The 23,442-nt window shown below is 63.7% G+C and carries 20 protein-coding genes; 7 read left to right on the top strand and 13 right to left on the bottom strand.

Going from position 1 to position 23,442, the window contains the following annotated elements; genetic code table 11:
- The 4 genes from H7J93_RS00385 to H7J93_RS00400 all read right to left on the bottom strand — a co-directional run.
- Positions 1 to 1,198: type IIL restriction-modification enzyme MmeI (locus H7J93_RS00385; protein ID WP_372507744.1), on the bottom strand; the 1,198-nt coding region annotated here is incomplete at its 3' end.
- A complete protein-coding gene (locus H7J93_RS00390) occupies positions 1,195 to 4,545 on the bottom strand; it encodes a helicase-related protein (protein WP_236745598.1) in 3,351 nt (1,116 codons plus the stop codon). The genes H7J93_RS00385 and H7J93_RS00390, both read right to left, overlap by 4 nt.
- A 309-nt stretch (positions 4,546 to 4,854) precedes the next feature.
- On the bottom strand, positions 4,855 to 7,977 hold the full coding sequence (locus H7J93_RS00395; protein ID WP_030133881.1) for an MMPL/RND family transporter: 3,123 nt from the start codon (positions 7,975 to 7,977) through the stop codon (positions 4,855 to 4,857).
- Positions 7,978 to 8,250: 273 nt separating this feature from the next.
- Complete coding sequence (locus H7J93_RS00400; RefSeq protein WP_443677667.1) at positions 8,251 to 8,919, bottom strand: TetR/AcrR family transcriptional regulator; 669 nt, start codon at positions 8,917 to 8,919, stop codon at positions 8,251 to 8,253.
- Between the two features lie 77 nt (positions 8,920 to 8,996).
- Here H7J93_RS00400 and H7J93_RS00405 point away from each other — a divergent pair, with 77 nt between their 5' ends.
- The gene (locus tag H7J93_RS00405) at positions 8,997 to 9,866 is read left to right on the top strand and encodes a metal-dependent hydrolase (protein WP_013470992.1); all 870 of its coding nucleotides are present in this window, start codon (positions 8,997 to 8,999) and stop codon (positions 9,864 to 9,866) included.
- A 128-nt stretch (positions 9,867 to 9,994) separates the two neighbouring features.
- On the opposite strand, the gene H7J93_RS00410 is transcribed toward H7J93_RS00405, so the two are convergent.
- From H7J93_RS00410 to H7J93_RS00420, 3 genes are all read right to left on the bottom strand, one after another.
- A complete protein-coding gene (locus tag H7J93_RS00410; RefSeq protein WP_013470993.1) occupies positions 9,995 to 10,897 on the bottom strand; it encodes an alpha/beta fold hydrolase in 903 nt (300 codons plus the stop codon).
- Positions 10,898 to 10,955: 58 nt separating this feature from the next.
- A complete protein-coding gene (locus tag H7J93_RS00415; protein ID WP_030133884.1) occupies positions 10,956 to 11,396 on the bottom strand; it encodes a PaaI family thioesterase in 441 nt (146 codons plus the stop codon).
- 184 nt (positions 11,397 to 11,580) lie between these two features.
- Positions 11,581 to 12,777 (bottom strand): cytochrome P450, encoded by a 1,197-nt coding sequence (locus H7J93_RS00420; RefSeq protein ID WP_032698085.1) that lies wholly within the window; start codon positions 12,775 to 12,777, stop codon positions 11,581 to 11,583.
- 74 nt (positions 12,778 to 12,851) lie between these two features.
- Here H7J93_RS00420 and H7J93_RS00425 point away from each other — a divergent pair, with 74 nt between their 5' ends.
- A complete protein-coding gene (locus H7J93_RS00425) occupies positions 12,852 to 13,448 on the top strand; it encodes a TetR/AcrR family transcriptional regulator (RefSeq protein WP_013470996.1) in 597 nt (198 codons plus the stop codon).
- Positions 13,445 to 14,494: an LLM class flavin-dependent oxidoreductase gene (locus H7J93_RS00430; RefSeq protein WP_013470997.1), complete on the top strand. Its 1,050-nt coding sequence runs from the start codon at positions 13,445 to 13,447 to the stop codon at positions 14,492 to 14,494. The genes H7J93_RS00425 and H7J93_RS00430 overlap by 4 nt, the downstream gene beginning before the upstream one ends.
- Positions 14,495 to 14,542: 48 nt before the next feature.
- On the opposite strand, the gene H7J93_RS00435 is transcribed toward H7J93_RS00430, so the two are convergent.
- The 3 genes from H7J93_RS00435 to H7J93_RS00445 form a co-directional block, all read right to left on the bottom strand.
- Entirely contained in the window at positions 14,543 to 15,007 is a 465-nt protein-coding gene (locus tag H7J93_RS00435) for a DUF6188 family protein (RefSeq protein ID WP_013470998.1), read from the bottom strand.
- A gap of 78 nt (positions 15,008 to 15,085) precedes the next feature.
- Positions 15,086 to 15,757 (bottom strand): TetR family transcriptional regulator, encoded by a 672-nt coding sequence (locus H7J93_RS00440; protein WP_030133888.1) that lies wholly within the window; start codon positions 15,755 to 15,757, stop codon positions 15,086 to 15,088.
- A complete protein-coding gene (locus tag H7J93_RS00445) occupies positions 15,754 to 16,269 on the bottom strand; it encodes a PaaI family thioesterase (RefSeq protein WP_013471000.1) in 516 nt (171 codons plus the stop codon). The genes H7J93_RS00440 and H7J93_RS00445 overlap by 4 nt, the downstream gene beginning before the upstream one ends.
- A gap of 100 nt (positions 16,270 to 16,369) precedes the next feature.
- Between H7J93_RS00445 and H7J93_RS00450 the strand changes: the two genes are divergently transcribed.
- From H7J93_RS00450 to H7J93_RS00460, 3 genes are all read left to right on the top strand, one after another.
- The gene (locus H7J93_RS00450; protein ID WP_013471001.1) at positions 16,370 to 17,062 is read left to right on the top strand and encodes a TetR/AcrR family transcriptional regulator; all 693 of its coding nucleotides are present in this window, start codon (positions 16,370 to 16,372) and stop codon (positions 17,060 to 17,062) included.
- Between the two features lie 478 nt (positions 17,063 to 17,540).
- Positions 17,541 to 17,888 (top strand): YegP family protein, encoded by a 348-nt coding sequence (locus H7J93_RS00455; RefSeq protein WP_231744957.1) that lies wholly within the window; start codon positions 17,541 to 17,543, stop codon positions 17,886 to 17,888.
- Positions 17,889 to 17,897: 9 nt separating this feature from the next.
- Positions 17,898 to 18,776 (top strand): TIGR02391 family protein, encoded by an 879-nt coding sequence (locus H7J93_RS00460; protein WP_050597092.1) that lies wholly within the window; start codon positions 17,898 to 17,900, stop codon positions 18,774 to 18,776.
- Positions 18,777 to 18,845: 69 nt separating this feature from the next.
- On the opposite strand, the gene H7J93_RS00465 is transcribed toward H7J93_RS00460, so the two are convergent.
- From H7J93_RS00465 to H7J93_RS00475, 3 genes are all read right to left on the bottom strand, one after another.
- A complete protein-coding gene (locus tag H7J93_RS00465; protein ID WP_030133892.1) occupies positions 18,846 to 20,156 on the bottom strand; it encodes a hypothetical protein in 1,311 nt (436 codons plus the stop codon).
- A 128-nt stretch (positions 20,157 to 20,284) separates the two neighbouring features.
- Positions 20,285 to 20,617 (bottom strand): helix-turn-helix domain-containing protein, encoded by a 333-nt coding sequence (locus tag H7J93_RS00470; RefSeq protein ID WP_030133893.1) that lies wholly within the window; start codon positions 20,615 to 20,617, stop codon positions 20,285 to 20,287.
- Complete coding sequence (locus tag H7J93_RS00475) at positions 20,607 to 21,728, bottom strand: tyrosine-type recombinase/integrase (protein WP_030133894.1); 1,122 nt, start codon at positions 21,726 to 21,728, stop codon at positions 20,607 to 20,609. Before H7J93_RS00475 ends, H7J93_RS00470 begins: the two co-directional genes overlap by 11 nt.
- An 896-nt stretch (positions 21,729 to 22,624) precedes the next feature.
- Here H7J93_RS00475 and H7J93_RS00480 point away from each other — a divergent pair.
- Entirely contained in the window at positions 22,625 to 23,305 is a 681-nt protein-coding gene (locus H7J93_RS00480; protein ID WP_032668592.1) for an 8-oxoguanine DNA glycosylase OGG fold protein, read from the top strand.
- Positions 23,306 to 23,442 lie beyond the last annotated feature (137 nt).

The raw sequence follows: 23,442 nt of genomic DNA on the forward strand, positions 1-23,442 counted from the left end.
AAGACAACACCCTGGGACAAGCCATCATCAACGAAGGAGCTGAAACGGCAAACCCCAGGATTCGCTCGCCTGACCTTGATTCGCCGGCATTGCTGTCTCGTGAGACGCCAAAATTTCGCATAAATGCGGGGTCGAGGACTCGAAGCTGCCCAAGGTCGTTGTGCAACTTGGTGAGTTGGCCCTTGTCATTCCAGGCCCGATCGAGCCGATCGCGGTACTCATCGAGGAACAAGGGCTGGATCGTCTTCAGAATATTCGCTTCGGTGGTGTAGTGCTCACCGCCGTGACGCCGGGCCTCCCTACTCTTGACCGTCTGGAACATGGATCCGAAGACCGCTGGCGAGATCACCGACCAGTTGAAGCTGCAAGCTTCCAGCAACGCACCGCGGAAGTCCGTCGGCAGGTGTGGCAACCGCATCGGGTCCTCGAACAGCCCACCGTTGATGTAACGGAAAAAGCTGAGCGGGCTACCTGCGTCCACAGTCCGGCGATCAGCCGGAGCATTGAGCACCTCGAACAGTTCGATCAGATCGGTGTGAAGAGTCTCCGGGGTGGTGTGGTTGCGCAGGTGATTCTCGAATAGGGCAGGCGGGCGCCACATGTCGGCGTCATCGCCAAAGAACAGGAACAGGAGCCGGGCGAGCAGCAGAGTGGCCTCGTCCTCACCGACACCGGCGGATTCGAGGTGGGTGTACAGCGTGCCCATGAGGCGTGCGGCTGCGACCGACGCCGTTTCGGCTTCCCGATCGAACGCATCACGCATCCGATCCAGCAGCATGACGAGCGGGAGATCTTCGTCGAAGTCGAGTTCGATCGCTTTGAGTCGATCGGCCAGATGAGTGGTGCGGTCACCGTTGTGGTACTGGTGGACAACGAGTTTTGCGTTGGTTGACCCCAGCTGCTGCCGGCGCGGCCACCGCCACTCCTGCCGGTGCTCATCGGTGAAGATGACGAGCCGCTCCAAGTTGTCCTTGCCGACGAGGACGTCGATCTGCCGCTGCACGGGCCGGGGTGGCAGTACCGGGCAGTGCCAGATGCGTAGGCCCTTGTACCCAGCCACCTGGTTGAGGGTGTAGTCGGTTCCGTCGATCTCGAGCGTCAGCGGCGGGCGGTCGGGGTTGTCCCAGCCGAGCTCGTCGATGAACAAGGTGCGGAATTCGTGGGCGTCGACGAGGTCGAGGAATCGGTTGTCGGTCATTCGCGGATTCCCATGCTGGAGACGATGCGGATCGGGTCCTTGCCGCTGCGGGCGGTGACGGTGAGGTCTCCGTCGCGGTGCAACGCGGTGATCAGCGTGGCGAGTTCGTCGTTATTCGCCTGGTTGCGGACGGCGCGTCGGAGTCGGTTTTCGGCGTCCTTGGTGAGCGGGTGCTGATACAGGTCGTCGAGAGCCGCCGATGTGTCGGCGTTGTGGCTGTACAGCGTGGCGCCCAGGCGGTTCCATAGGGTTCGACGAACCCCTCGGAGTCGTCCAGCTGCCAGGGTCGGGGTGGATAGCGGGCCGCGGACCAGTGTCTCGATGAGAGAGTCGTGGTCCTCAGCTGGCTCCAGGCCGGGCTCCTCGGGGGCAGCTTCGAAGGTCTTGAGCACTTCATGCCCGGTGAGCAGTGAGGTGGTGCCGTCCGGGGTCGCGCGGCCGAACCCGTCGACTCCGGAGTCGGTGCGGACGTAGCACACCACCCCGGTGTCGTCGTCGGTCATGCGCTTTCGGCGCGTAGCGGAGATCATGTCGGGCATCCCGGCGATCTTCGCCGCGAGATCGTCATGCCCTTCGGCCGCCTGTATCCAGTGCTGGTAGGCGAGGCTCGACGCATCGACATCGTCCCCGGAATCGTTGTCGTCGAGGGTCCCGTTGTACAGGTCGGCGATGGTCTGGATTTCGCCGTCCGAGCCGAAGAAGAGTTCGTCGGAGCCGAAGGCCTCCGCGTTGGCGTGCAGGCGTGCGCTGATGCGGCGGCGTAGGTCGATCACGTTGTCCACCGACTCGTGGAAGAACGAGTAGAGAAGGACGTTGTCCGCTTTCTGCCCGACGCGGTCGACGCGCCCTGCGCGCTGGATGAGTCGTATGATCGCCCACGGCAGGTCGTAGTTGACGACAATGTGCGCGTCCTGCAGGTTCTGCCCCTCGCTGAGCACGTCAGTCGCAATGAGGACCCGCAGCTCCCCGTCGGGTGTGACGTCGGGTTCGTGGCCGGGCAGAGTGTTCGACTGCGGCGAGAACCGCTGCGCGATGCGCGTCGGGTTCTCGCTGTCACCGGTGGCAACGTCGACCTTGTCGATGCCCGCAGCCCGCAGCGCGGCTCCGATGTACTCGGCGGTGTCCTTGTACTCGGTGAAAACGAGGACCTTCTCGTCCAGGTGGTCGGACTGCAGCAGGTGGATGAGGGCGTCGAGCTTGGAATCGGTCTCCGGTTTCCAATCGCCGTACAGGTTGAGCAACGCCCGAAGCGCGGTGGTGTCCTCGACCAAAGCCTCACGCAGAGCGGGGGTGAACAGCTCCGGACGGATCCACGTCAGGCCTGCCGGGTTGGTCTCCTGCAGTTGCGTGTACCGCGCCTCGGCGCTGGCCGCTGTGTCCTCGTTGTTCTCGTCGTTTGGGTCGTCATCCTCACCGAACTGGTTCTCAGTGATCGTGCCGGCGGGGATCGCCAACCCGTTGGCGATGGCGTACAGGAACAAGTCGTTGCGGGCGACGTGTCGCTTGAGCGACAGGGTGAATGAGTGCCCGCAGGATGAAAGCCGCTTGTAGAAGGTGGTGCGGACAAACCCGGCGACGTGTCCGCGGCCACGAGCCAGGTTGTCGATGAACTCCTGCTCCGCCTCGGTCGGTGCCGCGGTGGGCGATAGGTAGTTGCCGAGCTCGTAGCGGGGCAGCCGCAGCGCGGTGATGGTGTCCAGGGTGGCGTTGCCGGCCATCAACGCGGCGGGGTCGTCGTCGCCGAAGGAGTGGTCGACTGGCTTCGGGATGCGCTGCGGGAAGCGGAATCTGCTGCCGTCGACGAATTCGAGATACTGCCCGTCAGCGTCGGTCTGCGCGAAGTTGTTCTTGATGAACGTGCGAGTTCGGCGCACCAGGTGCTCGCTCATCAGGCGTTTCCAGTCGTCCGGATCCTCGGACCGTCGGAACGCAGCCATCGTGGTTGTCTTCCCGTCGACCTTGTCGACGAGCCGGGGGTCGGCGGCGATTGCATTGACCGGGGCGATGCCCAGGTCGTCATCGTCATCGATGTATAGGCCGAGCTGGTTGGCCACGTCCTGGAAACGGATGTTGTACGGAGTGGCCGTCAGCAGCAGCGCTTTGCTGTCGTTGGCGTGAATGTAGCTCTGGATCGCCTGGTAGTCCCGGCGGGCGTCGTTGCGCAGGGTGTGGGATTCGTCAACGATGACCAGTTGGTACCGGCGCAGCGTCGGCAGGACCGCGTGGGCCATCGAGTACGGCACTACGCGGCCGTGTAGGTCGTACGCCTCGAAGTGTTCTTCCCACATCTTCACGAGGTTCTTCGGGCACACCACCAGCGGCATGTAGCCGTGCTCGTCGCGGAGCATCAACGCGACCGCAATGGCGGTCAGTGTCTTACCGAGACCGACAACGTCGCCGAGCATGGTCCCGTTGCGGGTCATGATCCGCCGGGCCAGGGTCTGCACCGCGGTGGCTTGATAGCCCAGGAGCTGCTCTCGGATCGCACTCGGCACCGAGTACTCGGCCAATCCCTCGCGCACGTCGCGGGACAAGTCGTAGCAGACCTTCAGGAACACCTCGTATGGTCGCCTGGGCTCGCGGCGAGCCCAGGACTCGTCAAGGAGATCGAGGATGTCTGCGGTGATCGGCCGACTGAACTTATCGGCCCAGCGGTCCAAGAACCACTGCGCAAGGGTCTCGGCGGCCGTGGTGTCGAGGACATCGACGTTGAGCTCGTAGTTGACCGTGAGGCCGGGGCGGGTGAGATTCGACGAGCCGACGAACCCGGTGATCGGATTGTTGAGGTCCTCGCGGTGGCAGATGTAGGTCTTGCCGTGCAGCGGTCGGCGGGTGAACACCTTGATCTCGACGGCACCAGTGGCGAGCAGTTCGCGCAGCGATTGCAGGACCGCACGGTCCGCCGCGGTCGGAAGACCGCGCATTAGCTGCAAGCGGAGTTGCTCGATCAGGACCGCCTTGCGTTCCCGCGCGGCGTTCGCGTCGGCATCGGATTCGTCTGCGCCTTCCAGATCCGCTTGGAGCGCGTCGAGCGTTTCCTGCTGCACTCCGGCTGTCACCATGCCGATCAGGATCCGGACGATCGGCGGATCGCCTTCGCTCCAGTTTGCGGCCTTATCGGTGACCAACTGGTCGAAGACATTCCAGCCACGCAAGTTGAAGTAGCCGACGGCGACGTCCATGGTGTTGGACACCTGGAGTGTCTTCTCCAGGTGCGATCCCAAGTCCTGTTTGATGTTGTCGAAGATCCGCGTCAACGCCTGCGCCCGCTTCCCAATGGTTCCGAAGGTCAGAGCCTTTTGTACAGCACCGCGCCGACTGTCTCCCCAGCAAACGTCAGTTTTCAAGACTCAGATGCGACCATCGCATCGCTGCACCGCTCATGTCTGCGGGCGACCCTTGGGATAACGAGCCCCGCGGCACCGTCCTGACAACGACGCCGGCCGCGAGCACCTTCTAAATGCAAGGACCGATGCCGCTGATTACCCTCGCAATCCTCGCAGAACAGTGTCTTGCGCAGTGCCCGATTAGGTGTGGACGCAATATCGTCCGTCGATAAGCGGCCTGCTGTACTGGCGCAGGGGTCGTATTCATTCGGGGTGAATACGCCCTCACGCTGGTCGGCATGTAGCGCCGGGTATTGCTCTGTTCGCTTCTCACCTCTCCTGGACCAGCACGTGAGGTGCGTCCTTCATGCCTCCTGCGTTGGTCTGACCACGTCGCGGGTTTGTTGCTTTGGTGGGCCACCAGCTGGCTTCGCGTAGGAGTGTGGCGATGGCGGGCACGGTGAGGGTGCGCACGAGGAAGGTGTCGAGCAGCAGCCCGAAGCCGATGATGAGGCCGGCTTGGATCATGATGGCGACTGAGCCGACCATGAGGCCGAACATGCTGGCGGCGAATATCAGGCCAGCGGAGGTGATGACGGCTCCGGTGTTTGCCACGGTGCGCAGGACGCCGACGCGGATGTTGGTTCCGGATTCTTCGCGGAGCCGTGAGACGAGCAGCATGTTGTAGTCGGCGCCGACGGCGACGAGGATGATGAACGCCAGCAGCGGTACGGGCCAGGCGATTTCGTGGCCCAGTCCCCATTGGAAGACCACAACGCCGATGCCGAGCGAGGCGAGGTAGTTCAGCACGACGGTGCCTAGTAGGTAGAGGGGTGCCAGGAGTGCGCGCAGCAGTAGGACCAGGATGACGCCGACGATGATTATGGTGGCGATGGCCAGTTGTGCGAAGTCGGCCCATAGGAGTCGTTGGATATCGGAGTTGACGGCGGGGAAGCCGGCGACGGACACGGTGGCGTCGGCGAGTGACGTGTTGGGTCGTGCGGTGTTGGCGGTGTCGGTGATGCGGCTGGCGAGGTCCATCGCTTCAACGCTGTATGGGTCGTGGCTGCTTTCGATCATGAACCGCGCTGTTTTGCCGTCCGGTGAGAGGAATTGTTCGGCGACGTCGGTGAATTGCCGGTTCTCGAATGCGTTGGCGGGCAGGTAGAAACCGCTCGAGGAGTCGGAGTCGGCCGCTGCGCGTGAAGAGTTTTGCAGTTGGGTGGCGATCTGGCTCATGCCGGACAGCATTTCGATGTTGCTGTCGGCGAGGGTGCGGACGCCGGTGGCGAGTGCTTGGGCGCCGGAGGCCAGCTGTCCGATTCCGTCCTGCAATCGGCGGAGGTTGGTGGCGAGGTCGGCGGGGTCACCGAGGGCTCCGAATGCCTTGTCCAGCGAGGCGACTGCGTTTTGGACGTTGGCGAGGGTGCCACCGACTGTGGCATTGGTGGCGGGATCGTAGCGGTCCCCGAGGTCGGCGATCTGGGTGAAGAATCCGCTGTCGCGCAGAGTGACCAGGATCTTCACCTGGTCGCGGATTTGGGCGCATTGCGGGGTGGTGGCACACCACGGTGAGGTGTTGAGGGCGCCGACGAGTGGGTCGAGCTGGGTGATTGCGTTTTGGGCTTGGTTGGCCAGCGGTCGTAGTCCTGGGCCGGATTGGATGGCTTGGTCGACGGCGGGGGCAGTGGCGGAAAGCTGTTGCAGCAGTGGCCGGAATTGGTTGACCTGAGTTCCTGCGGATTGGGCTTGGGTGAGGATTCCGGCCAGTGGTGTGAGGGCGGTGCGCACGGTGCTGTCGAGTTGGGCGAGGCCGTCGGCGAGCTGGTCGGCGCCGCCGGTGAGTTTGGCGAGGTCGTCTTTGCGTGAGTTGCCCTCGGCGACCGCCCCGGCCATTTTGTCGCCGATCTGGCCGTTCTGCCAGGCCAGTTCTGCTTGGTCGAGGCGCTCTCCGGTGGGGCGGGTGACTCCGGAAACTTTGGTGACGCCGGGGATCTGGGAGACGCGGGAGGCCATCTCGTCGAGGTCGGCCAGTCCTTTCCCGGTCCGCATGTCGGTCGGGTTTTCCACGACGAGGAATTCGCTGATGACGACGTCTTTGCGGAAGTGGCGGTCCAGCAGGTGGTAGCCCTGGTTGCTGGCTGTGGTGTCTGGTTGTCCCTTGCGGTCGTCGTAGCTGATTTTGATGGTTGCAGCGGCTGCTGATAGGGCGAGCAGGATGACCAGGCTGACGATGAGTAGTGGCACGGGACGGCGGACCACGGCGACGGCGACGCTGTTCCAGTAGCGGCGGGTGCGGTCGGGTTTGGGTTCACCGATGCCGCGTTTGGCGGCTAGCGACAGCACGGGTGGCAGCAGGGTGACGGTGGCCAGAAATCCGAACAGCACGGCGATGGCGCACGCGGGGCCTAGGGCGGCGAAGACGCTGAGCCGCGCGAAGACCATGGCCAGGAACGCGAGTGCGACGGTGGCGGCGGAGGCGAGGATGACGCGCCCGATGCTGGCGGTGGCGTGGATGATGGCCTGATCGGCGGGTACTTGGGCGCGGCGCTGCTCGTGGTATCGGCTGATCAGGAACACGGTGTAGTCGGTTCCGGCGCCGAGCAGGATCGCCGTCATGAAGGCGACGGTGAACTGGGAGACCGGCATGCCCATCTCGCCGAGGGCGGACAGCACGCCGCGCCCGACTGCCAGGCTCAACCCGATTACCAGCAGCGGTAACAGCGCGGTGAACACCGACCGGTAGACGATCAGCAGGATCAGGGCGATCACGCCAGCGGTGGCGATTGAGATCAGCAGCAGGTCGTGCTCAGCGGAGGCGATCATGTCGCTGAAGGTCGCCGGTGGTCCCGTCACTTGCACGGTCGTGGTTGAGTCGGTGAACACCTCCGCGGCGATGTCGCGCACCGCGTTGACGGATTCTGCGGCCGTGGGGTCTCCGAGGGTGCCGGCGACGCCGACGGGCAGGTACCAGGCTTTGCGGTCGACGCTGACCGCCTGGGCTTCGGTAATCGGATCGGCCAGTAGGTCTTGCACCAGCAGGACGTGGTCGCCTTCGGTCTGCAACCGGCTCACGAGTTCGCCGTAGCGCTGCCGTGCAGTCGGAGTCAACCCATTGGGGTCTTCCATGGCGACAAACACCATGGTTTTCGAGCCTTCTTCGCCGAACGCGGCGCTCATGCGGTCAACCGTCTGCAAGGACGGCGCATCGCGAGGAATGAGGTCCACCGACTGTTGGCGCACCACGGTTTCCAGCTGGGGAAACAGCAGCGCGAGAACCACCGCGGCGCCCAGCCATACCCCGATGACCAGCGCTTTGTGCCGGAGGGTGAATCGGGCTAGCGCTGCCAACCGTTCGCTGTACTCGCGGGTGTCGGCCGGGTCGGGGGATCCGTTGGCGCGCCGACCAGAACGCGTGGCCTGGCTTGGGGAATCTGCAGTGCCGTCGGTCACTAGACCTCCACTGGTAGCGTAGCGATACTGTCGGTATCGCTACGCTACCGCATGTAGTGCACGTGGTGGCGGCCGCTATCGAGTAGGCCCGCGGCCGCGGTCACAGTAGGCAGAGGAATGGTCGAACACTCAGTTGGCTTCTGGAAGCCAAGGCCGACGCTGTTCAGTCGACGACACTGGCCTTGGATGTCGTTCAGGGTCTTGCTGTTGCTGGTCCTCGACGTTGACATCGAATGCACGGACGGCCACATCGCGTAGCGGGGCCGCGGGCCGCTACCTGTGGGGTCGGGCTTCGGTTGTGGCCGACTGGTCCGTGTTCTGCAGCAGCACGTAATTGCCGAGGCTGCCCAGGAAACCTGCGCAGTGCTGAACGAGTTCATCGGTGGTGAACTCGAGTTCTCCGTCGAGTCGGCGGCGCAAGACTTCGAATAGCCCTCCCACGCCCAAGGTCGAAGCCAAATGGGCAACCCCAACGGCGGAGTCGGCGATGTCGAGGTGGAGTCTGGCTTCGCGCAAGACGAGGTCGGTGAAACCCGCCATCAGTTCGCTGCGTAGCTCTCGGAGCAGCGGCTCGGTTGCAGATTCCACGAACAGGATCCGACCCAGCCGAGGGTCGTTGTCGATCATGCTGACCAGCCTGCGGATCGGCGCGTACGCCAGCACCTCCGGTGGCTCGCCGGCATCGGGGATCGCGTCGACTATCACCTCCTGGAAGGTGGCATAGAGCTGCTGGTAGACAGCCCGCAGGAGGGCGTCTCGGCCGGAGAAGTGCTGGTAGAAGTAGCGTGACGTGACGCCTGATTCAGCGCAGACGGCAGTCACAGTGGCGGCGGCAACACCGCGCGTGCCGATCAACTCGGTTGCGGCCTCGATGAGACGGGTGCGCCGGTTCCGGTGACGCTCCTCGGCGGACATCCCGCTATACACCCGCGCCGAAACCACGTGGATAGCTTGCCATCTAATTCTGACAAGGCTTAGAGTCAGATTGCCAGCGTGCCTTTGACGAACGGGAGAACAACATGAGCGACGATTCGTCCACACGGCCCACCACGCGGGTCGTCCCGAAGCCCCGCCGTGTTCGATTCGACATGCCTGCCGGGACCAGTCGGCAGCACTTCGTCGATGGCGACTTGGTGATGAGCCACTTTGTGTCCACCTTGTCGGCCACGTTCCCCGAAGGGGAAGACTTCTTCATCCGGTCAGTCCGCGAGTACCGGGACCACATCAGCGACGCTGACCTCAAGGAGGCGGTCAAGGGATTCATTGCACAAGAGGCCACCCACCGACACCAGCATCAGCTGCTCAACGATCGGCTCCAAGCGATGGGCTATCCCACCGAGGGGATCGATCGGCATATCAAGAAGTTGGTTGGCCGACTTGAGAAGCGTTTTTCTCCCACGATGCGCCTGGCTGTGACGGCCGCCCTGGAGCACTATACGGCGACATTCGCCGAAATCATTCTCACCAGCGACGAAGCTCAAGAACTCATCGGCTACACCGAAGTGCGGCCTATTCTGCTCTGGCACGCACTGGAAGAATGCGAGCACAAGGCCGTCGCTTTCGATGTCTATGAGACGGTCGGTGGAAGCGAACGCACCAGGGTCTGGGGGATGCGGATCGCCAGCCTCCTCTTGTTCAGCGAGTTGGTCATCCAGACCACCCGCTCTCTGGCCGGTGACCGTGCCGCCTACAACCCGGTGCGGTTGCTGCGCAGCCTTCGAGCCTTCCGGCATAACCCGCTATTCAGCTCAGCAGCAATTGAGCGCTTTCGTTCCTACACCCGCGGCGGATTTCATCCCGACGACTGGGACAGCGCAGAAATCCTCGAACGCTGGACCAAGGAACTCTTCGACGCCGATGGTGGCCAACAAGTGCGTAGCAGCGTCTAGCTCGACCAGAGCCTGTCGCGGTCTATTCGGCGTGCCGAAAGGCGTTGTGAGGGCCTCCTCTTAGTCATAGGCAGCGTTTCAATAACCTTGGTGGGGCCCACTTTTACTGGCCGCTCGACGCTGCCCGATCACGGCGGGGGCTGGAGGATGCTTCGGCCGAGGAACTCGGTGACGGCGGAGCTGAAGGCGTCGTTGTCGTCGCCGGCGATCATGTGTCCGGTACCGGATACGTCGACGGTCTCGGCGTGGGGAACCAGTTGCTGGAACTCGTCGACGGTGGCTTGGGAGACCACGTCGGACAACAGGCCCCTTACGAGAAGTGTTGGGGCGCTGACCCGTCGGGCTCCGTCGATCAGCAGGTGGCTGATCGCGTCGAATTGCTCCGTTCCCGTGGTCGATTCGTCGCGGAGGAAGTCGAAGTTGGAGTGAATGAATGCCGGGTCCCACCGCCAGATCCAGCGGCCGTCGTGACGCTGCCGTAGCACCTTGCGCAGGCCGTCGACGTTGGCCGGGCGCGAGCGATGGGGGTTGTACGCGGCGATCACCTCGGCGGCGTCGGTGAGGGTGCCAAAGCCGTCGGGATGTGCGGCCATGAACGTCACTACGCGACGAGCGCCCTGGAATTCAAGCCGCGGGGTGACGTCGACCAGGACAACCGCCGCCCACAACGCCCCGGATGTCAACAGATGCGTGCCGAGCACGGTCATGCCCCCAAGGGATGCACCTACGACGGCAGGGGCGATATCCGCGCTGAAGTGCTCACGCACGGCGAGCAGATCGGTCGCGAGTCGCTCGAGGTCGTACCTGCCGGCGGGGTCCCAGTCGCTGTCGCCGTGACCGCGGGTGTCGTAGGCGACGACTGTGTATCCGCATGCGTGGAGGCGACGCGCTGAAGTGCTCCACGCGTGCCGGTTCTGGCCGCCGCCGTGCAGGAGCAGCACGACGGGACGGGCGTCATCGTGGTCGTAGCAGTCGGCGGCCAGGGTGATCCCGTCCTGGGTTCGGACCCGATGCTGCACGGCGGAGGTCATGACAAATTCCTGGCGAGATCGGAGTCCGCCCGAAGCGTGCGACCGGCTACAAGCGCCTTCATTGTGCGTTGCCCGCGGCGTTCACGATCGTGACCGTGCCCTGGGCTACGCAGACGGCTTTGTCGCCGTTGCTGATGTCGATGCGCGCTACTCCGCTGCGCTTGCCCAGTGACACGATGTCGGTGACGGCGACACACACACCGGTGGACACGGGTCGCAGCAGGTTCAGCTTGAATTCGGTGGTGGCGACCCATGATCCGGCCGGAATGACGGGGTAGAACACGACTCCGAGACAGTGGTCGACCATCGCCGATAGACATCCGCCGTGCAGGGTGCCAAAGGGTGTGAGCAGTTCGGCGCGGGTTTCCATCTCTGCCACCAGCCGACCGGCGGCGAGTTCGGTGTGCCGAAAGTTCAGGAACGTCGACAGTCCACCGGCTGTGGTCGCCGATCTGAGCAGCTGGTCGGCGATCTGCTCATCGAAGTGCGCGAATGTCATTGCCACCACCATGCCCCTTTCTCCTGTCCGGCCATGGGTTCAATCACCGTTCGAGCCTGCGAATCGTTTGAGCATGTCGCCGAATGCGCCGAGGTCGACGGCGCGGCGGAGTGCTCGACATCGACGGCGATGAACCTGGCCGTCGCGGTGAAGCACACGACGCGTCGTCGAAGAGGGGCACGGGCTAGACCGGTGTGGTCCAAGTGATGGGCAGCGATGTGTAGCCCCGGATCGGCCCGGACCGCAGCCGCCGCGCCGATTCAAGATCGACCTCCCAGTCAGGCACCCGGTCCAACAATGCATCCAGAGCGATGCGGGCCTCCATCCGCGCCAGCGCCGCACCCAGACAGAAGTGAATGCCGCGACCGAAGGCGACCTGGTGCTCACTGGTGCGCTCGATGTCGAACACGTCCGGATCGGGGAAGGCACGCTCGTCGCGGTTGGCCGACCCGAACAACAGCAGCACCTTCTCACCTTGACGCATCGTCGTGTCGTGCAGGGTGACGTCGCGGGTCAGGGTTCGTGAAAGTCCCTGTGCAGGTGAGTCGTAACGCAGCAACTCTTCCACCGCAGGCCCCAACAGTGTTCGATCGGCGGCTAGGCGTCGGCGGGTTTGCCGATGCTGGGCCAGCACGACCGCGGAGTTCCCCAGCAGATTGGTGGTGGTCTCGTAGCCCGCGACGAGCAGCAGCGCGCAGAAGCCGAGGACTTCCTCGTCGGTCAGTCCGATCCCGTCGACTGTGGCGTTGGCCAACGCCGACATCAGGTCCTCGCGGGGGTTCTTGCGGCGGTCGGCGAGGAAGTCGGTGAAGTAGGCGTAGATCGCGGCGGCGGCGGTCAGTGCGTCGGTGGTTTGTCCGTGGTTGACGTCGACCTGGACCAGTTGGCTCGACCACAATCGGAACTGATCACGATCGGTGGCGGGAACGCCCAGCAGATCGGCGATCACCGCGGCGGGCAGGATCGCGGCGAAGTCGGTCACGAAGTCCGCCGATCCGGAACCCTCGTCGAGGCGCTCGAACAACTCCGCGGCCATCTGTGTGATGGCGCCCTGCAGCCCGGCCACCCGCCGGGGAGTGAACGCCCGGCTGACCAGGGCACGCAACTGGTCGTGGCGCGGAGGGTCCATCACGATCATCATCGGCAGGAACGAACCGATGAAGTCCGATCCCGGCGGGGTGGGGAAGATGCCGTCCACCGAGGAGTACGTGCCGTGATCCAGTGCTGCGGCCTGGACATCGGCGTGGCGGCTCAACACCCAGGTATGGGATTCCTCGGCGCGGTACACCGGAGCCGCGTCACGCAATAACCGATACGTCGGATAGGGGTCGTTGAGGATCGAGGCGTCGAACGGGTCGTAACGAATCTGCACCGAGACCACAAGACCTCCTACCACCAAAGTAACGACGGTTTAGACTGGCAGTCTAAACCGGCCGAACGGGACAGGTGGGGCAAATGCGCAAGATTCCACGTCAGATCTCTGACCGGCTTCCCGCCGCGGCGGACTTGTTCGCCGAGAAGGGGCTCAACGACTCCAAGATCGAAGACGTCGCCGCGGTGACCGGTGTGCCGAAAGCGACGCTGTACTACTACTTCGCCGGCAAAGAGGACATCCTTGCCTTCCTGCTCGAAGACCTCCTCAAGGACATCTCCGATGCCGTGACCGCGATCGTGCACACCGACGGCTCCGGTGCCGAACGCCTCGCACTTGTCATCCGCGCACAACTGCGGGCAATGGCGCAGCGGCCAGCGGTATGCCGGGCACTCATCGGCGAACTGGGACGAGCGGCCCGCATGCCTGCCATCGCCGAGATGATCAATACCGCCTACCAACAACCCGTTGAAACTCTGCTCATCGAAGGAGCCCGCGACGGATCCCTCGTCGCCCAGCCCGATGCACGATCGACGTCCATTGCGCTGTTCGGCGCGGTCACCATCAATGCACTCATGTACCTGGTCACCGAGAACCACCTCGACGAGACGGTGGTCGCCAGCACCCTCAGCGCCGTCATGTTCGACGGCCTGCGCCCGCGCACAGGAGACCAGTCATGAGCACCTACGGCCTGTCGGTTCTCGGCGCGGATTTGAAGTCACTGGCCCAGACCGCCCAGGCCGCCGACGCGGCCGGGTTCGACGCCGTATGGGCCTCGGAGTTCTACTCCCGGTCCGGATCGATCTCCATGGCCGCGATGGCCAACAGCACACAGAACTGCCGGATCGGTTCCTCCATTCTCTACGGCGTCGGCCGAAGCCCCCTGGTGCTGGCCACCGAGGCGCGTGATCTCGACGAACTCTCCAACGGACGGCTGGTACTCGGAATCGGCAACGGCACCAAACGGATGATGAGCGACTGGCACGGCGTGCCCGACACCTCCGCGCCCGCGCTGCGGATGGAAGAACTCGTGATGCTGCTGCGCCGGATCTGGAACCTGCATGAAGGGCCGATCCATCACGAGGGCCGTTTCTACAGAATGAATCTCACCCCGACCGGCGACGTGGGACCCCCCAGCCGGCCGATCCCGATCGTCACTGCCGGTGTCCGGCCCCGGATGTGCGAGGCGGCCGGGCGGGTGGCCGACGGCCTGGCCGGACATCCCCTGTTCACCACCACCTACGTCGAGGAGATCGTCCGGCCCGCTATCGCCCGGGGTGCCGCGCACACCGGCCGCGACCCCAATGACGTGGAAATCATTTCCATGGTGATGTGCGCCATCCACGACGACGCCGAGGTCGCCAGGCGCGAACTGGCGCAGCAGATTGCGTTCTACTCCTCGGTCAAATCCTACGAGACGGTACTCGATGTGAACGGATTCGCCAGCGAAGGCCGAACCATCCGGGAAGCATTCGCCCAGCGCGATTTCCCGGCGATGTTCGCCGCGGTGTCCGACGAGATGATCGACACCATGGGCGTCGCCGGGACGGCACACGAAGTCCGTGAACAACTGAGACGCTACGACGGCGTCCTCGACCACATCATGCTGTATTCACCATCGGTCGGCATCGCTGCGGAACGCGTGCAGCAAAACCTCGACAGCATCATCGGGGAATGCTCGCCCGCCTCGATGTCGCCAGGGCAGTCCGGTCCACGTTCAACCTGATCCACGCATTGCCGCCCACGTCGACCCGTCGCCGCGTCCGCGGCCGCATCAGTGGCTCTGCCGCGCCGACCCCGCCGATGATTGCGTGGCGCTGTTGACGATGTTGGCGTCGTCGGTGTCGGGGAGGTCATGGCGGACCACGCGAACCCGTCCTTGAGGTAGGCAGGCCATGTAGCCGTGGCGCATGCCGTAGAGTTCCCACGCTGTCTGTTCAGTGTCGGGATCGACATCGATGCGATGTCCGCGCGAGAAGCTCAGGTGTAGTCCTCCATCGTCGCTAGAACAGGCCTGGGTGCACACTGCGCCGGCGAGGTTCAGCAGTGGGCGTTCGTGGGTCGCGATCCTGAGGGGGTCAATGCGCACCGCCTCGATGGGGTAGGTGCCGACGGCCGGAAGGGTCAATAGCAGGGGGCAGGAGATGACGATTTCGTTGTAGTCATCGAAATCCAGAACCAGGCCGCCATGCAGCGAGAGGCGTTGTACGACAAGGTTTTCGATCCATTGGGTGTACATGGCAGTCTCTTTTCGACGCATCGTTGAGCCGTATCCCCAAAGAGTACGCTAAGTAGCGCTGCGATACCAGTAGTATCGTTATCGGTTGGCGGTGGGCCGAGCAGCGTTGGTCACGACGCGCCTGGTGGCTCGGTCAATGCGGTCGCGGGTGTCGGCGGCTGTCGCGCGGTCGCCGCTGAAGGCCACGAGGTTGGCCAACCAGATGTCGGAGATGACCCCAGCGACGTGCAGATCGGCGGGGGTGGGTTCGCCGCCCCTGAGCGTGCGGGCTAGCAGGATCTGGATCTCATCGGCCGCGCGGTCGAGTTCCGCGGCGGCGCGGGTGTCTGCGACGGCGAAGGCCCGTGTCATGGCCGTCGTCAGCCATGGGTCGCGCTGCCAGCGGTCATGCAGATGTGCGGTGAGCCGTTCGAGCCGTTCCAGCGGTGTGCCCTCACCACCCGCCCAGTCGCCGGCCGAGTCGAGTCGACGGAACTCGCGCGTCAGCGCTGCTACCAGCAAGTGGGTTTTCGCCGGGAAATAGCGGTAAAGCGTGCCGACGGCGATGCCGACCCGCTCGGCAACCGTCCGCATCTGAACCGCCTCGTAACCACCGGCCGCGGCCACGGCCAAAGCTGCATCCAGAATCGTTTCCCGGCGCCGTGCGGAGGCGCGTGAACGCGACGCGTTAGCGGCCCGCTTCTCTGCAGCGACCGAGTTCGCTTCCGAAGGCAGGGTTTTCCCGCGGCTGCGCGCCTGAGGGAAAGTCATGACGGCCCCGGGTCCAGACCGCCGCGGCGCGAGAACTGCTCCAGAAGATCGCCGAAAGCGCTGACATCGCCGTGTGCGGCGAAGTGCTCAGGGCTGACGACAATGAACACTGCACTGGCGGTGAAGCGGGCGATCCCACCCTCACCCGTGCCTGTCGCCGTGACATGCAGCGCCCGCCCTTCACGAGAGACGATGTGGGCAGTAATCCGGTGGGTCTGATGCAGCGGCACCGGCCGCAAATATTCGACCGTCAGGGTGCGGGTCACCGCCGGGGTGCCGGCGATCCACAACGTGAAGCCCAGGACGTCATCACATGCGGCGGCCACTGCCCCGCCGTGAGCCAGGCCCGGGGCCCCGATATGCCGCTCGTCGAACCTCACATCGGTGTACACCGCGTCGCCGCTGCGATGCACCACTAGCCGCAGTCCGTGAGGGTTGTCCGGGCCGCAACCCATGCAGGTCGTGGTGTGCGAGGGCAGCCGCTCCGGCGGCAACACGCTTTTGGGCACCATCACCCCCCAATACGATCGGTTTCGCTGCGCTACCGTTAGTACCACACTGCTAGACTGCCAGGACAACATCGCGTGAAAATCGACCGCCCGAGGTGAATGAGTGAGCAACAGTCAGTCAGCGCCAGTCCCTGACGATGACGTGGACCCGCGGCGCATCCGGTCACGCACCCGGCTGCTGGATGCTGCGGCAACGCTACTGAGCACCGGTGGGGTGGAAGCGGTCACTATCGATGCCGTCACCAAAGCATCCAAAGTGGCCCGAACCACGCTGTACCGCCACTTCCACAGTTCGTCGCATCTGCTCGCAGCCACGTTCGAACGCCTACTTCCGCAAGTGACCACTCCGGCACCGACCAGCGGACCCCTCCGTGAGCAGCTGATCGAATTGCTCAGCCGCCAAGCCGCACTCTTCAACGACGCACCGCTGCATGTCACGACACTCGCGTGGCTCTCATTGGGGCCCACCGGCTCCACTAACGAAGCGGATGAGCGCCACACATCCGGGGCGCTACGGGCCCGAGTCGTTGACCAGTACCGTCAACCATTTGACGCCATACTCACCAGCCCGAGAGCACAAGCCGAACTCGACGACTTCGACCGGGAACTGGCGCTCTGCCAACTCGTCGGACCACTCGCCTTCGCCCGAATGACCGGGCTTCGCACCATCACTCACAATGACTGCGCGAACATCGTCGATGACTTCCTCGCCGCCCACCGCAAGACCGATAGCGACGCCAAAGAGTCGAAGATCGCCACCAAGAAGACGGGCCGCCCCGCGCGCTTAGCTCGCTAGGCACAACGAAATCACAGCGTCCAGCCGGCTGGTCTTCGGGCCCTTTTCGCCTTCTCGCAAATCGCGTCGGCGATGGCATCGAAGGACCGTTCGTCGCCATCATCGGCGAGGCCGTGCGCGCAGATTCCATGGGCATCCGCGTGACGATTCGTGCCGGCAAAGTGAGTGCACCACCTCAGTGTTCGGACCGCCGTTTCCCGCGTTGAGAACTCTTCCCCCTACGTCCGTGAGGTGTCTCGCGGGCAACCCCTCGCATCCGCGGTCTCGCAATCCTTGGGACGCGGGGTGTCTGCGCCGCGGATCTTTATCCGGATATCGTCCGTCGTTAAGTGATCGTGCTTATTGGCAGAGGGGTCGAATTCCGAGTGGGGTGAATGCCCAAATCAGAGGTCTGTTCGAGGGCGAGTTTGTTCGCTGCGTCGCAAGCGCTGGCTGTCGGTGTCTCTTGATAAGACTGTTGCGAGCTGACTGCGTACCTGTGGTCAACAGGCAGGAGGATCCGATGTACTTCAAGGTCACGGTCACTGGTGACGCCAACCGCTATCCCACGTGGGCCTTGTACGGCGACAACCATGAGATGGTCGCCTGGGCAGGCGAAGGCTTCGAATCGCAAGCCAACGCCACCAGAGCGGCAAATGCCTTCAAGTCCGGCGGGTCCGCAGCACGGTATGAGACATTCCAGGACGTCGGCGGAAGCTGGCGGTGGCGCGCATGGCGGTCGAGTGACAAAGTTGCCGCCTCAGGTGAGTCGTTCGCCAGCTCTTACAACGCGGAGCGCGCCGCCGAGAACGTGCGGGCGAACGCGCCGTATGCGACTGGGCCCTGAGCTGCGTACATGGGTGACAATGACGATCTGAAGTTGAATCCACGGTTCCTGCGGCGAGCAGCGGAACAGGTGCGCGACTTTGAGCGGGCGTTCAGCGCCCTGCTCGAGCTGTGTCAGTTCACCGCTGGGCTTCGGGCGATGGCTGGTCCCGACCTGCCTGACGAGGTACTTGCCGGCTACGCCAGTCTGCCCGCCGTGACACCGAGATCTGATGTGTCAGACGACGAATGGGTGGCGGCGAAGGGCCGCTGCTCACGGACAGCTGGCCGTATTGCGCATCTTCCCGACATCACCGGTGTGCGGATATCCCGCCCGGGATTCGGCGGTCCGGTTAACCCGTTCGAGATGTGGATAACTGTCACCCAGCCGCACTCGCTCGTACAGCCGGACGACATCCTCGCCGCGTCCGAACACACCATCGGCATCCTTGAATCGATGGTCGACCGTGTCGATGTCACCGGCGACATCAGCATCGAGGATATGCACCCTTTGGTCTGGGGCGCGGCTCGAGGCCAATGGCGCATCGAGTTGTACCGCGAAGCGGTGTCATCCGCCGTGGGCGCTGTCATCGACCACGTCCGCCAGCTCACCGGAAGGACTGACCTCGACGACAAGGACGTTTTCACGCAGGCCTTCTCGCAGAGTCCACCCAAGGCTGGTGCTCCGCGATTGCGCTGGCTCGGAGGTAATCAAGACCAGACCGTCATATCGATGAACCGCGGCTTGTTGAGTTTCTCGACGGGCGTCCATGCTGCGATCCGAAACCCAACCACCCACGACCGGACGCAGCTATCGGCGCAGGAGGCCGCCGAGAGGCTCGCCGCTTTAAGCCTTCTGGCGACTTGGGTGGAGAAGTGCAGGCTCGACAGCGTCGACGCCACGCAGTGAACAATCACTCGCGAGAACTCAAGCGCTGGAACCGCCGCCGCGAAATCCATCTGAGGCACAGCGATACGGTCAGCGGGCTCTTTCGGCGATGTAGGCGGTCCAGTCGCGGGCAGCAAGTCTGGCCCAGTCGGCGGCGTTTTTGTCGGTGAGCCCGAGCAGTTCGGCCAGGACTGGTGCGGGCATGTCGCCGGAGAGGTGGAAGAGGGTCGCTTTGCGGTTCTCGTAGGGCTTGATCCCGATGGCGACGAGCTGGGAGCGGATGTTCTCGGTGGCGAGGTGCGCTGCAGGGTTGCCGCCGCGGAACAGCCAGCCGGTTCCGCGTGAGGCGTAGAGGCTTTTGCCGCGGTGCTCGAGGTGCTCACGGATGAGGTCGTCGAGGAGCGGCGGCATCTGGACTGGAATCTTGCTGAAGGTGACGTGCACGGCCCGGTCGTCGGTGATCGCGACCTGACTGGTGCGCATGGCGACGATGCGTGAAAGCGGCTGTGCGAACAGCAATGTGAGCAGGCCCGCAATTCGTGTATAACGGCGCACGGTCGTGTCGTGCAGCAGACGCTCTACGGCCGCCCACCGCTGCGTATCGGAGACGGTTACTGAGGGCGGTGACTGCGGGACGTCGGGGACTCGGAGTTTGGTGTTGGTGCGGGATTGGCGTAGCCAGACGATGAAGGCGTACTCATGGTTCAGCATCCTGCCGACGTGTTCTTGGTAGCGCTCCAACAGATCCTGGGTCGCGGTCGCCGCACTGGCGTCATGGCGGGCGAGGAAGCCCACGAACTCGATCGCGACGCGGATGCGCCGTCGACACGCATCGGCCATCGACTTGGTCAACCGGTCTTCACGGGCGGCCTTGCGCATTCCTCGCAGCACCTGCCAGTGCGCGAATCGGCGAATCAAGGCGGCGTCCTCGGCGGGCAGTTCGGCGACGATGTCTTCGATCCAGGGCAGCATCCGTTCGATGCGGATGTCGAACGGTTCCAGGACACCGACCGCGACGAGAAGACTGCGAAGGTAGTCGTGGGCACGATCCGAGGGCAGGGTGCGGAAGGTGTCGTGGCTGATGTCGACCGCGCCGCAAGCCATCTGCCCGAGAAGTTGGGGGCCGATGCCAGGTTTCTTGCGCAGCCACCACAGCCCTGTTTGTGGGCGTTCGGAGTTCACCAGCTCGTCGAAGACCGGCCGCAATTGGCGGTGAATCTGGCCGGTCGTCGGGTCGGCGAGCAAGTCGCTGAGGCGTTCACGCAGGAAGCATCGCGCGCACCGATTGTGCCCGTAGGGATGGTCTTCGCGCCCGCATTCGCGGCACCCGAAGATCGACTCGACACCGGCACATGACGCGCACACCACCGTCTCGCCGCGTCGCCATGCCAGCGGCCGCACGACATGGCAGCCCGGACAGGTTTCGGGGTGGTAGTGCCGCCTGCGACGGCAGCCGACACAAATGCGACACCCATGCGTCAGCCGGGTCAGGTAGTTGGTGCTTGCGCACTCCCAGCAGGCTCGTCGATTCACTCGTTGTCGCCGGGGCGGCGGATCCTGGCGCGGATCGGCCGCAGGTCGCCGATCCCGGACCCGCTGTCGTTGACTGCGGGTGCCTCGCGGATCTGTTCTTGGGCGAGCTCGAACAGATCGTTGGGGGTGCACGCCAGGATGTCGCACAGCGCCGCCAGCAGGTCGAGATTGATGCGCTGTGGAGGCTTGGTAGCGATCCGGTGAACCATCTGTCGGGAGATCTCCACGCCACGTTCGTGCAGCGGTGCGACGAGGTCGGTGGTGGCGAACATGCCGTTCTCGGCCATCAGGCGGCGCAGGTTCCACCGGAGGACGGTTCTAGTGCTCATCCTGGCTCCCTTCAGTCGTCGCGGATCCGTAGACGCGGCGCAGCGCCGCCTGCAACGTTTTGGTCTTGAAGTCGTTGGACACCGAGGTGTAAATCGCGGTGGTCGAGGCGTAAGAATGTCCGACCTGCTCGGTAACGAACCGTTCCGGGTAACCGAACTCGATCAGGTGGGTCACATAGGAGTGCCGCAGGCAGTGCAGGGTGAGGTCTTGAGGCAGACCGGCCTGCGCCCGCAAGTAGGCGAATCGCTTGTCCATTTGCTTGGTCGCCACCCGCTGCCGACGCTCAGTCAGCCACAACTCTTGACGGCTGCCGGGACTCAGAAGCGGCCGGGCTTGATCGACCCATTGGCGCAGTCCGTCGATCACCCAGTCGAACTCGGGAACGGCCAGCACCGTGCGACGCCGAGGGGCGCTGCCGCGGCTGGACTTGGCATACCGGACGTGGACGGCGCCGAACGTTCCCCACGCCGGCATCCGCGGGTTGGGACGCAGGTCGGCCACGTCGAGGTAGCACAGCTCTCGACGGCGTAACCCGAAGGCGTAGGCCGTCTTGATCATCTGCGCGTCGCGCAACGCCGCCAACGCGCCTTTGCGACCCGAACGCGCAATGATGTCCACTCGATCGGCAAGGAACGCGAACAACGTTTCCACCTCGTCGTAGGTGAACGGCCGGCGGGCGGGCTTGCCCTCGTATTCGACCAGATGCGCCGCGGTGTTGAAGTCATGGCAGACCTGCGACGGGATCCTTTCGAACCGCTGCTCGCACTGCGAGATCCAGCCATAACGGCCATCGAGTAGGTAGTCACAAAACAACCGCAGCGTCATGTGGTAGCCGCGAATTGTCGAGGGCGCCTTGCGGTTGTTTCCCGACATCAGAGCCGCCGTGAAGTCCTCGACATCGCCGGCCGTCCAATCCCACGGATGCGTCTCGGCGAACGCAGCGAACCGTCGCACGAACGCCAATCGCGATTCGATCGTGGCCTCGGCAAGCAGCCGGGACTTCTGCTGGCGTCGCCACCCCGACAGCATCGCTTCAAAGACCGCGGACGGTTCATCAAGATGGACCACGCCCGCGGCGAGAACGAGGTGCGCCGAACCTGGAACGCTCAACTGAAGGCCTCCAGACGGTCAACTCACAGTTGTCAATGTCAACGGCAAGTTACCACGATCTGGGCCGAAATCGCTCATCAGCACAAACGGGAAATGGTTCAATGGCGGCTTGGCGGCTCTCGCCCCAAGCGCCACCCGCGTGCGTCAACTTTAAGTTGATTGGCGATCTTCCGGCCCAGAGTGCAAGAGGTGTGTGGATTTTGGGCGTTGAACAGGGACTTGATGTGATGCGACAACGTTGGAGGTGCATTGCCCGTGTGGCGGCCTGGCGGACGACGAGGCAATGAGCGCCCACGAGTTCCGCGACGACGATGCCAATGCGTGGGGTGCTCAGCGCGCAACCAGCTGGCTACGCCATCAACGTCAGGCGTAACCACCGTCCGACCGACGCACGTGTCCGCGATGCCTGGCTACACCACGATTAGCCGCAGCAGGGCGATACTGGATCGTGACAGGGTTGAGTCAGAACCATCAGCCGATCACCGGTCTCCGAACGACGTGGCTGCCGGTGCACAATCGGCTTTACGACGCGGTGGTCGAGGCCCACGACCGGCGCTCGGCCGACGAGCTAGATACAAACCGTTGGATCGCGCTGTTCTGTCGACGGTCGCTGACCATGTCCGAGACCATTGCTAGGGTTCGGTCGTTCAGTAGCGGAAGGGGCCGATCATGCAGGTGGAGTACGACAGCGGAATGCGCTGCTTCCGAATCCAGGAGCATCCTTACGGCCCAGTTACGCTCGTCAACTACTCGACTCCCTTCGACTCGTTCGAAGTCGTCGATGATAATCAGCTCGTTGTATACGCGTACGGAGGAGTTGCTGCTCGGTACAACTCCGAAGGACGCCTCCTCATGTGAAATCGACGCACCGGAGTCACTATCTGAGCGGAGGTGCAATGACGATCGGCCAGGTCCCCGATCTGTTTGACGGCCAGGCAGCGCCGTCGCGAGACGACTACGTTCTTGCCCAAGGATTTCTGCGTAACCCGGAGTACTGCCGGGGAGTGCTACCCGATGAACGGATGTGGCCGCCGGAACTCGATCGTCTTCCGGCAAATGACGACGGTCGGATTCGTATCGACCGCGCCGTCGTATTCGCGATTGCGCGGCGCGTGATAACCGAACTCGACGATCCGTGGTCGGCCACGCAGTTGCACGCAGCGATCACATTCTGGGGTGCGCCACCAGGGCAGTCGACGACACGTGCGGCGAAGCCGTTCGCGGATGCCAATGTTGCGGGGCGCCTGACCCAGGCAATCGAAATTACACGCGGTGAGGGGCCGATCAGTGCGTACAAAGCGTTGAGTAGACACCAGCGACTGTGGGTCAGAGGGCTCGGCCCGTCGTACTTCACCAAGTTGATGTATTTCGCTGGATACGACGCGAAACCTTATCTCTCGCAGCCTTTGATCATGGACGACAACGTCATTGCCGGACTGATCAAGGTCACCGGCCACCCGTGGGAAGCGTTAGGCGAGCACTACAGTCGCTACTTGGACCTGGCCAAGGACTGGGCCTACGAATTCGCCACAGAACCCGACGTGATCGAACGGCGCCTCTTCGCCCTCGGATCGTGATCTGACTACGTGAAGTGCTGCCCTTTCTTCAACGATAGGTGCTAATTCCATTGACTTAACCTCAGATCAAGATCAACGCCCGAGGTATCGCAACGCGAAGGTGGCTGTGGTGGTGGACTTGATCCGACCGCCACTTC

It is taken from the genome of Mycobacterium barrassiae, assembly GCF_025822765.1.
Classification (GTDB): Bacteria; Actinomycetota; Actinomycetes; order Mycobacteriales; family Mycobacteriaceae; genus Mycobacterium; species Mycobacterium barrassiae.